Annotated in this window: 8 protein-coding genes; 4 read left to right on the top strand and 4 right to left on the bottom strand. The window is 55.6% G+C overall.

Annotated features, from left to right (window positions below; all coding sequences use genetic code 11):
* The 3 genes from FOS14_RS23695 to FOS14_RS23685 form a co-directional block, all read left to right on the top strand.
* A partial coding sequence (locus tag FOS14_RS23695; protein ID WP_185981611.1) for a transposase occupies window positions 1-248 on the top strand: 248 nt, incomplete at its 5' end.
* A gap of 124 nt (window positions 249-372) precedes the next feature.
* On the top strand, window positions 373-1,380 hold the full coding sequence (locus tag FOS14_RS23690) for a hypothetical protein (RefSeq protein ID WP_143773321.1): 1,008 nt from the start codon (window positions 373-375) through the stop codon (window positions 1,378-1,380).
* Window positions 1,381-1,544: 164 nt separating this feature from the next.
* The gene (locus FOS14_RS23685; protein WP_143773320.1) at window positions 1,545-2,705 is read left to right on the top strand and encodes an acyltransferase; all 1,161 of its coding nucleotides are present in this window, start codon (window positions 1,545-1,547) and stop codon (window positions 2,703-2,705) included.
* Window positions 2,706-3,181: 476 nt separating this feature from the next.
* On the opposite strand, the gene FOS14_RS23675 is transcribed toward FOS14_RS23685, so the two are convergent.
* On the bottom strand, window positions 3,182-3,802 hold the full coding sequence (locus FOS14_RS23675) for a hypothetical protein (RefSeq protein WP_143773319.1): 621 nt from the start codon (window positions 3,800-3,802) through the stop codon (window positions 3,182-3,184).
* A gap of 578 nt (window positions 3,803-4,380) precedes the next feature.
* Entirely contained in the window at window positions 4,381-5,946 is a 1,566-nt protein-coding gene (locus FOS14_RS23670; protein ID WP_143773318.1) for a bifunctional 2-polyprenyl-6-hydroxyphenol methylase/3-demethylubiquinol 3-O-methyltransferase UbiG, read from the bottom strand.
* An 837-nt stretch (window positions 5,947-6,783) separates the two neighbouring features.
* Between FOS14_RS23670 and FOS14_RS23660 the strand changes: the two genes are divergently transcribed.
* The gene (locus FOS14_RS23660; protein WP_185981919.1) at window positions 6,784-8,859 is read left to right on the top strand and encodes a glycosyltransferase; all 2,076 of its coding nucleotides are present in this window, start codon (window positions 6,784-6,786) and stop codon (window positions 8,857-8,859) included.
* Between the two features lie 22 nt (window positions 8,860-8,881).
* Here FOS14_RS23660 and FOS14_RS23655 read toward each other — a convergent pair whose 3' ends face one another.
* Window positions 8,882-11,152 carry a glycosyltransferase gene (locus FOS14_RS23655; protein WP_370512290.1) on the bottom strand — a complete coding sequence of 757 codons (2,271 nt, stop codon included), beginning with the start codon at window positions 11,150-11,152 and terminating at the stop codon, window positions 8,882-8,884.
* 183 nt (window positions 11,153-11,335) lie between these two features.
* A complete protein-coding gene (locus FOS14_RS23650; RefSeq protein WP_143773314.1) occupies window positions 11,336-13,132 on the bottom strand; it encodes a glycosyltransferase in 1,797 nt (598 codons plus the stop codon).
* Window position 13,133 lies beyond the last annotated feature (1 nt).

The following is a 13,133-nucleotide window of genomic DNA, read 5'->3' as shown; positions in this document are numbered from 1 at the left end:
ACCCCACCGAGCGGCTCAACCGAGAGATCCGCCGCCGCACCGACGTCGTGGGCATCTTCCCCAACCGAGATGCCATCGTCCGCCTCATCGGCGCCGTCCTTGCCGAGCAGACCGACGAATGGGCCGAAGGACGCCGATACCTCGGACTCGAAGTCCTGGGCCGCTGCCGACTCACCCTGACCACCGACACCGACACCAGCTCGCAGACGGAGGTGACCACTGATGCACTGATGCAACTACCCGCCTGATCACCAACGAAGGATCACAATTCAGTTACACCACTTCTAGGGGCTTGACCATCGGTTTCAGCGTTTCGCGGGCACGAAGTCCGGCAACAGTGGGGGGATTGTGAGCTTCCCGTACATTGATGCAATGGTCATCGACGCCCGTCCAAAGCTGCCGCCGCTCGAACCCATCGAAGGAGTCTCATTCCGGCTCGTCAACGAAGAGGATTGGCCGGCGATCGAGGCGGGATTCTCGGAGGCCTTCAACGGGGCGCAGCGGCCGAGATCAGAATGGCTGTGGAAGTACGGTGCGAACCACGAACGCGTGTTCGCCTTGGTAGCAGTAGATCGTCAATCGGAGTTGATCGCGTACTACGGTTCACTTATTGGCCACCTGCAGGTCGATGGTCAAGAGCACAAATCTCTTCAACCCTGCGACGTTTTTCGCCTCAAACGCGAGGGCACGTCGACTGCGATGGTATTCAGCGCGCTAGTGCAGGAAACCATCCTCCATGCGCTACAACATGAAGACTTCGCAATCGGCTTCGGCTTCCCAGGTGCCCGTCATCTGCAGATCGGCCTGAAGCGACTCGGGTACTCGGACCCCGTCGATGTAATTCAACTAGTTCGAGCCGCTAGCGCCGGCATCCCGCGGGTCTTGCGGTGGCCTTACCGAGTCGACGACCACGCGGACCTAGCGTCGATCGAGAGCCTATGGCAACGATCGAGCCACCGGTACCCGGTAGCTCAAGTGCGCGATAGCGCCTACCTCGACTACCGGTATGTCAAGAACCCGATCAACTACATCTACCGGAGCGTCTCCCGCGGGAAACGCCTGCACGCATGGACCGTCCTGCGGAAGGTTGACAATCAAATTAAGGTGGTCGATCTGGTTTGGGATGGCCGCGATAGTCGGGCGCTTCGTCTGCTTAACCTTGAGATCATTCGCTGCGCCGTTGAGGCGGGAGCTACCACGCTTGAGATGTGGCTGAACGGCGATGAAAAGGCTCTTCGCATCTTTGCGGCGGGCGGTTGGGGGCCGAACCCAAACCCGCTCCCTCTCGGGTTGACCGTCGCCGTGCTGAAACCGGGTCTTGAACCACACGCGATAGCTAAGCGAATGTACGTGACTCTGGGCGACAGCGACCTAGCATGATCGAACTCACCTCTCGCAGAACACGCTCGAATAACGTCTCGCCGGCACTAGCAACTAGCACTTAGCCAGCGATTCACGCTGCGTTACTCCTGACGCTGATCAAGGCTTCAGTCGACGCTTGGTGTTATGTTTCCACCGCATGAGCAACATCTTTGGGAGCGCGAATGGCTACTTCGACCACCGGGCGCATGTTCGGGTTGGATCTTCTTCGCGCGCTTGCGGTGCTGTCCGTGGTCGTTGGCCATGCGCTCGTATTTTCGCGCGTCAATTCAGGTTGGCTATTGGGCTATGTAGCGCCACTTGGAACCATCGGTGTCGAGATATTCTTTGTTCTCAGCGGCTTCTTGATAGGACATATCCTCCTGCGGTCCGCTGACGCAAATCAGCTAAGTAATGCAACCGGCCTATTCAAGTTTTGGATCCGCCGATGGACACGTACGCTGCCGCTGTACTTTGTTTTTCTTTTTATCTACCTCCTAGCTGACACGGCAGACGCCAACAGATATAGCTACGCTTGGCGGTACGCCACTTTAACCCAAAATCTAGCGTGGCCCAATCCACGCTTTTTTGCTCATTCATGGAGCCTTTCCGTCGAAGAATGGTTCTACATTTTTGTTCCAATAGCGATCGCGGGTACCACGGCTCTTACCAGCATGAAAAGAGGGAGGCGATTTTTATTGATCGCTTTCGTCTTTATGGCGATTCCCATGGTTTTTCGGCTGGTACTGCTGCATAACGTGACAGATGTTTCGACGTACGACGCGTACATCCGGAAGTGCGTATTCTGCCGCATAGATTCGCTATTTATCGGTGTTGCGGCAGCTTACATTCGGTTGTATCACAAGAACATCTTCGATCGACTGGGGCGTCGCTGGCAGGTAACGCTCCCCGCCTTCGTCCTGGTAGCAGGCGTGACCTTGCTTCCGGCAGTCGTCAACGCAACCATCACTAATCCATTGGTCGCTGCCGCATACTTCCCGCTCCTATCCATTTCCATAGCATTAGTTCTCGCGGCGGCGACGCGTCTCCAAACCTTTCGAGCATCGGCACTTGACAAGTTTATTGTTGGGACTGCAAAGATCTCATACTCACTTTATCTTGGGCACGTTCTCGTTCTCATGTTGATATTCAGCAACGAAACAATATTGGAACGGCTGACCAGCGCGAGCAGAAAGGCGACTGCACTGGGTGTGGCATTCGGACTTTGCTACGCACTGGCAGCAGCCACATATATCGCCGTAGAAAGACCATTCATGCGATGGCGGAATGCACACATTCGTGAAAACGATGTTCAAAAGGGACCAGTCGCCGTAATGGTCGGGTAACTCGGGTACCAAAAGCTGTTCTGCCATCGCGCCGCACACCTGCGCCGACCTCAGGACGAGCGTCGAGTGGAGCGCTATGAACGGTTGCAACTCGGTCAGCCCAATCATCAAGGTCGCGCGCCGACGACATTTGGGATCCCGGTCGCCATCGCCTTGGCGGCAGATGATGCCGTGCTCGAGGCCCGTGGCGACGGCGAGCCTTCCACAAGTTCAAGCAGTTCGGGACGAATCGCGGCAAGCCGGTCAGCGCCTACGCCTACGCGGTACACCACGACGGCACACCCACCTACGTGTCCGTGGCCACCACCGAGCAGATTGAAGCCGCCAAACGTAAAGCGCGCGGCACCGACCGCACTCAAGCGACCGTTCCTGCGTCGACACGGGCGGTCGCTTTGCCGCACCCCGGCAATCCTCCGGCTAGAGCACCTTTCCGCCAATGACGCGGCATCGCACTAGATGCCAGCGAAAGCCGGCGGTTAGCACCATGGAGTAGATCCGGGTGCCAACCCATTCTGAACACAGGACTGATGCAATTGTTGCTGATTCTTGTCGTTGTTTTGTAGATATTGCTGCCAAGCTCGCTGAACCGCGCCCCAATCCCCGTCTGAATTGTCACTATTGCCCTCTTCCCCGCTCGTAGCCGGGGGAGTGACGGGAGGTGGCGTAGAAGAGTGCGACTGCTGGGGTGGCTGAAGGGAATTGAAGAAGTTGCTTTCCTTATTTGCCAGATAGTTGTTCAGTGGGTCAAAGGGTTCGCCCATTTTGGTGCCAAGCCAAACGAGCGGAGGAAGAACGAAGTGCGTAATAAAATTGTAGTCACCGTTCAGCACCCAACCGGTGAAGTTGACTGCGCCAGTTGCGACTGTTTGCCCTCCGTCCGCATATCCCGAACCTAGCCCACTTAGGAAGCTAGTCGTTCCACCGGCTATGCCAGGGCCAATGTCCGAGAGACCGGCGTTGTGGACATTCTTGTTGACCACAGGCGGGGGCGGAACGGTCGATACTGGTGTCGCCGAAGCCACACCAGCCATGGGTGTTGCCAGTGCCATGCCGAGAGTCAAACATGCGGCAACCTTTGCCCTTTTAATTGTTTTCACAATCCGTCCTCCTCGGACCCGCGCCCTTGCTGGTCGTCCGTACTTACGAAAGCGGGCCGAAGCTATCATCACGGAGAGCTCCAAAGCTAGCCGAGGCGCCCTTTTACTCTGAATAAATGACATTCACGCAGCATGCCCATGTGGCTGATGTATATCATTCAGATGACAGTGTTAATCCGTCCGCCAGTTTTTCCAACACAAAGGAACTCGCTCACCTTTGTCAGGGACTGTCGCGACGGGCGTAGATCCTCGAGGAGCGGTGGCTATTCGCGTGCACAACACGCCATCGGGTCTTTACGGCGGAGCACTCCTCGATGTCCGACACAGTCTCACCGAGAGATGGCGATTGACCTTCGTGAACAATCCGCTTACTTCGTGCCCAGCGGCAAGGTTAGACTCCGGTGGGCGGACGGGGCTCATTCCGGATATGCGGTCGGCGCTGGGTCGCGACACGCCCATACCGACTTGTGCGGGAGTGCTCAACAGCAAGTTGGCTTGACTGGCCAAGCAAGTCAACTGAAAGCGGAGGGCGCGTTTAGCGAGGCCTCGCCCTGACCGACGGATGATCACCCACGGAACTATGGCCTATTTCCTGATTTAATTGATCTGAGGCTGGTCATGAGCTTGAGCCTGCGTGGCTGACGTAGGTGGTTAACTGCTGATTCAAGCTCCGCGCATCGAGCCTCAAGTTTCTGCGTCCGCCCCAAAAGTTTGGTCAGCGAGTCAGTGGAAATCAACTGATAACTAGCGGGTTCTTTGGCCGGCGTAGCCTCTTCGCCCTGCTGTACACCACAAAGGGACAGCGCACGAGAGATTGGATGCCGATAGTCGACTCTTTCCTCACTCTCATCGAACCGAAACCCTAGTTCACCGAAGAACTGCCACGGGAACGCATAGTAGCTAATCGGACGATGCCTGCCATGGTAAGCGAGCGCAGCATCTCGATCTACGTTTTTGTAACTTGCTTCACCGCGGGCTGCAGGTGTCCCGGTAGATTTAGCTACCAGCATCTGGACGCATGGCTCAGTGATCTGACCGACGAATGACGCAGGCCAGTCGGTAGGAATATCATCCACAAGAATTGATACATACTTGCCGCGAACGCACTCGAGTGCAGCGTTTAGGGCGCTCGCCTCAGATTTGCCGTCTACATGCATGAAAGCAGTGCGACATCCAAGAACGCTCGAAATATCGGTCGTCAGCGTTCGACAATGTGCCCGCTCCGCTTCGTCGAGTCCATAACCGGTCACGATAAGTTCGAATTCACGCCACTCCTGCCGTTCGAGATACTCGAACAATCCGCCGAGCTGGTGAATGTTTTCCGACGCGATCGGCACTATCACGCTCAATAATGCGGAACGATCACCGACCCTGTCGTACAGGACCGGTACATCAGTAACGTCGCCAGGAGAGTACGCGCGCACGAATTGATTAACCGTCGATCCATATCCAGCTAGCTCGCGTATCGACTGCAAGAACGCGCCAAGCGGAGTGGTATCCGACAACGCAATGCTATCCATCGGAAAGTGCTGGTCACTCCTAAGCATTTCGAAATCTCGCTTTGTAAGGAGCCGCCATCCGACACTGCCCATGAATTTTTCAAGGTCGACTTCGGTGAAGAAGCGCAGATGAGTGTGGTCCAGAAGCCCTGTCTGAGTGTATTGCCACCGGTTTGTCAGCAGTTTGATGCCGAGGTCACGATGGGTCACGTTGGGCACGCTGACAATCAACGGCGGAAGTCCTCTTTCTTCCGCTATTTGACGCACGCACGACAGAACCGCACGGCCATCTGCAAGGTGCTCGATGATGTCGAGCATTGTTATGGACCGCAGTTGCCTATCGCCCAGTATCGAATCTAACGACTCCTTGAGGCGATCAACCGCGCGGAGATCGACTTGCCACGCTTCGAACCCTCGCTCGCGAATATTGCCCACAGATTCTTCATCGATATCGAGGCCGACGTACTGGTATCCACGCTCACGAAGTGCCTCCGCTACTGCGCCATAGCCGCAGCCAATATCGAGGTGCACAGCAGAGTCCGGCGCCGTTTCCGGGCGGTTTCCCCTGGCTTCGACCAACTCATCGAGCAGTCGCACTACATGGCCATACAGGTTGTCGTCACCAAAGGTGAAGTTGTAGGCCATGACATGTCCTTTTCTATTTAGCGTGACCGTACGGTGCGACTAGAAGGCGGCTCCGAGGCGAGCATAGGCCCCCTGCAGCACGCCGCTCGACGTCAACCTAGCCCTCAGCCTCTATCGAATCATCTGGGTTTTCGCAGCTCTAACGGTTGGTGCGCCGCCATTTTGGTTGGTATGCCATGAGTACCCTTGTGGCGGGCGAAGCTGATCGGACAGGCGATAGCTTGCGCTGAGACCACGGAGGGGTTCATATGACCGATAGCAGCAGCGAGAAGGATGAACCGCGGGACACGCTTGGCCGCAGTTCTGCGGGATCGTGAAGGCAACCCATTGAGCAGCAACACAATTCACCATTGATATCCGGTTCACAGTACACCTCGATTCGACGCGGCGAAACACTGATGATCTCGGGCTTGATTCCGTCCATCGGTAGTGTCGGTAACGCATACGACAATGCCTTGGCGGAGCCTACGATTGGGCTCTATAGGACCGAATCGATGCGTGCCGATTCGCCGTTCCGTGGCGGACCGTTGCACAACGTCTGTGACGTCGAGTCTGTCACCGCGCACTGGGTGGATTGGTACAACAACCCCCGGCTGATGTATCGCCTCGACTGCAGACCACCCGGTCGAGTACGCGGCCGACTACCATGCACATCGCACCGGCCGGCAGGTTGGGCTCAAATACACCGAAGTGCGTCAAGCCGGGGCGGTTCAAACTCTCACATCGGACTAGAGCAACAGTCGGCAAACAATCGCGCCCGCCGCGAACAACGGCGAGATCACCCGCAGAAGCTAGAGTCGAGACTCGTTGCCGCATCTATCGCCTCAAGAAGGAACAGTGAAAGTCTGCATAGCCACATATGACATCATCGGGCCGGTCCGGAACGGAGGCATCGGCACCGCCAATAGCGAGCTTGCACGATCGCTCGTTGCTGCTGGTCACCACGTCACTGTTCTCTACCTCTTGGGTACGTACTGTGAGGACGGCACTATTAGCGAGTGGGTCGCCGACTACCGGCGTCGGGGTATCACCTTAGTGCCACTGCCGCCATCGAAAGTTCAGCTAGGTGGACCCTATTCCGCTGTCGTGTCGATGAGAGCGTATGAGTGGCTGCGTGCATCCGACTTTGATGTGGTGCACTTTCATGACTGGCGGGGAGCGGGCTTCTTCAGCGTGTACGGTCGCCGTTCGGGCCATTCTCTTGCCAACACACGAATCGTGGTCACGGCTCACAGCCCGATTCTTTGGCATAAATACAACAATTATGAATTACTGACCGACCCCGAAGACATCCGCACCGACTATCTTGAGCGCGAATCAGTTCGTCTGGCAGATGAGCTCGTCAGTCCAAGCAACTACATGATCGATTGGATGCGTCACCAAGGTTGGCGTTTGCCAGAGCGCGTGACGGTTAGACAGAACGTCTTTCACAATAGAACCCGCGAGGCTAGACCGCTTAGCATCTCCGGCACTCTGCAGGTCGACGAGATCGTGTTCTTCGGTCGACTCGAAGTACGCAAGGGACTTCGGCTCTTCTGTGATGCTATTGATAGAGCTGAAATTTCGCGGCCGGTGAAGGTTACGTTTTTAGGGAAGACCAGCACCGTGGATGGTGCACCGTCCACCTCCTATATTGCGGCACGAGCATCTCGGTGGAATCTTGAGTACCAGGTAATTACAAACAAGGATCAAAGTGCGGCGCTCGATTATTTAGCAGAGCCGGGGCGACTGGCGGTAATTGCATCACTAGCCGAAAACTCACCATATACGGTACTTGAGTGCTTAGCGTCGGGCATACCATTTTTAGCGAGTGCTGTTGGTGGGATTCCAGAGCTTATTGCGCCCGACAGTCATCTCGCATCGCTATTTGAGCCGACCGCCAATTCGCTCGCGATCAAGTTAGCGCAAGTCCTCGGACAAGGCGCCCAATTAGCGAAGTTCGCAGTGCACCCTTCAGAGGTAGAGCAAGAGACGCTCATTGCACATGAGTCAAGAAATACGTCGATCGTCTGGCCAGATTTTCCAGAAGACGACCCATTCGTATCTGTGTGCTTGATTCACTTTGAGCGCCCTCGATATCTCGATTACGCCCTCAAGTCGCTGTCTGAGCAAGACTATACGAACTTTGAGGTGATTCTCGTCGATGATGGATCGTCAAGCGAGGACGCTGTCAAGTATTTGGCCACAGTAACGACGCGATACCCGCAGCTCCAGTTAAAGGTTATACGGCAGGATAACAAATACCTGGGCGCCGCGAGGAATGCAGCGGCGTCAGAAGCTTCTGGAGACTGGCTCCTATTCATGGACGATGATAATGCAGCCAAGCCCTACGAAATCTCTACATTCATAAGGGTTGCGCAACGCACTGGCGCGGACATCGTCGTCTGCCAGCTCGATGTGTTCCGCGGTGATGAAGCAGAGCATTACCCCCCTACCTGCGACCATCGTGCCCTGATGACGGGCGGTCCGGTATCGCTCGGCGCTATTCGCAACTGCTTCGGCGATGCTAACTCACTTGTACGACGCAAAACCTTTGATGCTGTCGGAGGCTTTACCGAGGACTACGGTTTGGGCCACGAAGATTGGGAATTCTTTAGCACCGCAGCGCTCCAAGGAGCAGTCACGTGGATTATCCCGGATGCACTCTTTTGGTACCGTCAGTCCAATTTGGGAATGCTAAAGAGCACCGAAGAGACGGCGAATCTCCAACGAAATATTAGGCCATATCTATCGGCCGTTCCCCCGTCCTTGCAGCCACTAGTGTTACTTGCGCAAGGTCAAGGATTGAAAGGCAGCATACTCGACGAGTCTTTCCTTCAAGTGTCACTAGCCTACCGTATTGCAAAACGTTTCGATCGCTTTCCTCGAACAAAAAGATTGCTTAAGCGATTTGGAAATAAACTGGTGAACTAACTGGGTTTGACTGCGCTCCGAATTATGGTTTCTGGTAAATTTTTCCGATTTCGCGAGTATATATGGGTCGTGAGTGGAACTCCCTCACCTCACGAGTGCCATCCCATCTCTTAGAAAGATCCTGCAGCTCGGTTGTCGAATAGAAACTCTCGATTGCGCTCGCATACATCGCCACGTCGCCTGGATCCTTAACTACATACCCATTAACCCCATGCTCAACAATCTCTGCAAGGTCTACCATATCGGGACAAACTATAAATAGGTTAGCGCAAACAGCTTCCCGGCATAACTGAAGCACCCGATCACATAAGGAGGTAAGGAGAAGTAGATCATAATTTTCAAGATCGACCGAGTGAAGGCCATCGAAGGGGCCCAAGTAGCGAACATTCGATGAACTAGCAGCTAACTCATCGAATCGGACTCGACAGCAATTTTCTTCGTCTTTTGGACCCCAGATGTCAAGGTGTACACCAAAATTGGCGACCTCGTTCGCTATCGCTATCGCATCAGTCGACTGCTTCTCGTTTGCGATGCGGTGCGCAAATAGCACCCGACCTGTCACGCCTGAGATCTTTCGTTGTATCGTATGCGGCATTTGAAGCGGGGCTTTTGTGATCTCGCCTATGTAACCGTAGGTCTTAACAATTTGCATCGCGTGAAAATTTGAGTCAGTCACGATGTGGTCGATATATTGCAGCGCGCCCGGAAACCGAGAAAAGGCTTCCCACTGCAATCCGCAGCCGTCGACCGGCATCGCATAGGAATGCATTAGGACGCGGAGCTTGCCTTGCAACACGCTGCCATGCTTGTCGATGAATGAATAACCTAGTGGGGAATCAATTATTGTAAGGGTCTTGATTTCAAAGTTCAGGGTGATCCGCTCAAGCAGTACCTCCATCTCCGTATCGTCGATGGCAGGAAAGAATTCATAACACTCAATCAGTTCTGAGTTGGGCAGGTCACGGGTGCGTTCTCCCCACCGAGGACGGCCAGTTGCGATTACTGCAACTCGGCGGCCGACAGACGTCAACGCCTCCACTAACTCAATCGTTGACAAGTCGGCACCGCTTGGTTCAAACCTCGAAACTACGATTATGTCGTCGATAGTATCGTTGAATCTTTTGCAAAAATTTGCATATGCAAGTGTGCTCGGTCTGCAAGTGGGAGGCTCAATGATCTGCGCGCTCTCAAGAACTGACGTGGTCGGGCTTAGGATCGGTTCTATGAGCGCTAGTTCCCGCCAATGTTCTAGAAGCTGGTCAGAAATTTGACGTACGATTGGCAATTCAGCCGTCTGGTCCAGCGCGGATTCTCGCTCCCCAGCGCGTGCTTCAGTCCGGGCGAGTTTTGCCGAGCGATATATCGCTCGCGCAGTACGATAAGCTAGCCGATCGTGACCGGCAAAGCGCTGTAATCCGATAGCTAGCCGGGACGCAAGGGGAAGTCTGCCGTTACCTTCGCCGCCAGTTTCGAGTGGCAGGCCTTCGCGCGAAGCGTCGGCGTAACCATCATCATGATCGCTGCCGGTCGGCAGCACCCCTACTGAGTCCGCCAATTGCGAAAAGTGTACTGGATTAAAGAGCGGCGAGGGCATGAGCGCCTTGCCCTGGTGCTCAACCAGCACCGAATTTGCTTTTCCTCGCCGGTAATAGAAAGCGGTTTCGGGTACCACTATAAATTCATACCCAGCGGCCAGTACTTTCGTGTTCCAATGCCAATCCTCGAACCCGTATCCATGCGTAGTTCGATCGTAGTGTATTTCGCGATAGATAGCGCCATGAACAAGATTTTGCGATACGTACGGATTTTCTGCGACTAAGTTCATGCGCCGCAGCGGCTCGTCCGTCGTTGTACAAATTTTGACGATTTCGTGGCGCACATTTCGATTGAAGTCTATGACATAATTTGCCGAGAATACCGCCGGTATTTCATGTCTTTCTGCGCATTCATAGGCTGCGTAAAAGAAATTTGCGGTAAATAGATCGTCGCCGTCTACGAACTGAATGTACTTCCCATCACTCATTTCAATTAGGAAGTTTCGGGAGACCGCAGGAGATTTGAAGCAGTTCTCAAATATGTGGAACTCAGGATGGTTACGCACAAAATTCATTGCCACGGTGCGGGTTAGCTCGTCGCTGTCATCAAGATGTATGTTCAGCTGCAATCCTTTAACGCCCTTGCATCTTGCAAGATTCGCTCCGCTTTCAACGGCGCGCAATGACTTGTGCAAGAGATAGCCCTCGCGGTGTGCGGTGATGTTTATCGTGACGGCGGTACCGAGTCGCGCCTGCATCTCTTGCACGCCTTTCGAGACTTCTGACTAGCATGAATCAATCAGGCGGAATTATAGCGTAAGAGCGTGGAGCGCTAGCCGTTCGTCGCGGCAAGGATTGAAGTTTCCTCCGCAAGTTAGGTGGGACGGCAATGATCAATACTGTTGTAATTACTGACGCGACGCTTACCATATGTGCACAGACTAAAAAGCCGGAAAATCGCAATTCTCGGTCATGATATCTCGGGGTCCGTCTGGTCGGCCATCGACATACGTTCGCAGAACCGAACACACCCGAAACTCCGGGCGCGTTTCCTTCGTCGCCATCCTCCGTAACCGCATCAGATCCCATACCTTCCGCGTATTGATATACGGCTTCCGCGCCGCATCCCTGATCCGCCGCCACCCAAACAGCCCTACTTGACCAGAGAATCCAACCGCCTGGTGCGGATACACCCGATACCGCACCACCGGCGTGTCGTCGGCATCTAATCTGCCCATCGCGACGGCGACCACCGAGAGCCACCGGTCGTGCAGCCACCCGTACGGCATCGGCACGCTCGCTTCAACCAGTTCATTGGTCACCATCGAGGCCGCGCCCGTCGCCATGGACTGCTGCAGTACCGAGCGCAGCTGCTCAACCGGATCTGCGTTTTCCCAATCTGCGAGCACCGGGAATCGATCCCGCAACGTCTCACCTGTGGGCTCACCGCCGGCATCGACCACCAGCGCATTAGCCGCAGTCATCACCGCACCGGTCCGCTGCAGTCGACCTCGCTGCCGCGCCAACCGGTCCGGCTCCCAAATATCGTCCTGGTCGGACAGCGCAATGAACCGGAACCCTGACGCGGCCCGCAAGCCGGCCTCGAAGTTGGACGCAATCCTCGTGTACAGATCTGACGACCGCGCTGGCGCCGTCACCTCAAGCAACCGGATATTCGGATGGTCTGCAAAAAAGTCTCGGACCAGTCCAGGCGTGCCGTCGTGTGACGAATCGTCGACCAGGAACACCGCCTCCGGAAGCACGGACTGCTCGACTATCGACTCCAACTGCTCCTCGATGTACTTGGCCCCGTTGTGAGTAACCAGCACTACGGCTATCGCATCTGGAGCTGAGGCGGCCTCAGCCTCCGCAACACGGGGACCCGACCGGTGCCGCACAAAGTCGCGCACTCCCGCCCCGATCGCCCGCGCCGATGCCCACCGGTGATCTTCCACAGTCACAGCCAACACCGATGCAACGAACAGCCAGAACAGCGCGCGCAGACACCACTTCGCGTCGAATCGCCGGTACCGCCGGAACATCTCCAGCCGGTTCCGGGTCATGTAATAGCGCCGCTGCGCACTGTGATTCGTCGACACCAACCGGCGACCCAGAAACTCCAGCACTCGAACGTTTCCTATCGGCTGCGCCATATCGATCCGCGCGTCTGCGTACACAGACCAACCCGACGATCGCATCCGCAGACACAGATCGGTATCCACCGAATCAATGACAAGCGACTCGTCGGCCAGCCCGCATGCGCGCAGCGCATCCGAGTTGAACACCGCCCCTGACTGGATCAGCTCAGTGGCCTCATACAACGCATGAGCGTCGCTGCCGTCGTACGCAAAGCCATTGATGCGACCAGGCCCTACCGCGCCCCATCGTCGGCCGTCTGAATCGACCTCGCCAACAGTAGATTCGAGGCGGTCAAGCAGTTCATCACCGATCTCGGTGTCCTGATCGAACGTCACGATGTGCCGACAGTCTTGCTCAAGCGCGGCGGTGAACCCGCTCTTCAGCGCCCGCGCCAACCCAAAGTTTCGATCGTGATGCTTCACAACAACGTTCGGTACGCCTGCAAGTGTTTCGTAAAAGTCTTGCGGCAACCCAGGACTGCCGTCATCCACGACCACCACTAGCGGTATTCGCTTGGCTACCAGCTGAATCCGACTGAGCACCTCTGTCGGCGGATCGAAGCACGCGAAGACGGCCGCATCGATAGCAGCACCCGGCACG

Origin of the sequence: Skermania sp. ID1734, from assembly GCF_007489285.1 — a bacterium.
GTDB lineage: Bacteria > Actinomycetota > Actinomycetes > Mycobacteriales > Mycobacteriaceae > ID1734.
The sequence above is the reverse complement of the archived record's forward strand: the minus strand, read 5'-3'. Positions and strand labels throughout refer to the sequence as shown.

Bases quoted from the DNA above. Each gene is read 5' to 3' on its own strand.
- FOS14_RS23690 (WP_143773321.1), top strand. From the start codon at position 373: ATGGTCATCGACGCCCGTCCAAAGCTGCCGCCGCTCGAACCCATCGAA.
- FOS14_RS23685 (WP_143773320.1), top strand. From the start codon at position 1,545: ATGGCTACTTCGACCACCGGGCGCATGTTCGGGTTGGATCTTCTTCGC.
- FOS14_RS23670 (WP_143773318.1), bottom strand. From the start codon at position 5,946: ATGGCCTACAACTTCACCTTTGGTGACGACAACCTGTATGGCCATGTA.
- FOS14_RS23655 (WP_370512290.1), bottom strand. From the start codon at position 11,152: ATGCAGGCGCGACTCGGTACCGCCGTCACGATAAACATCACCGCACAC.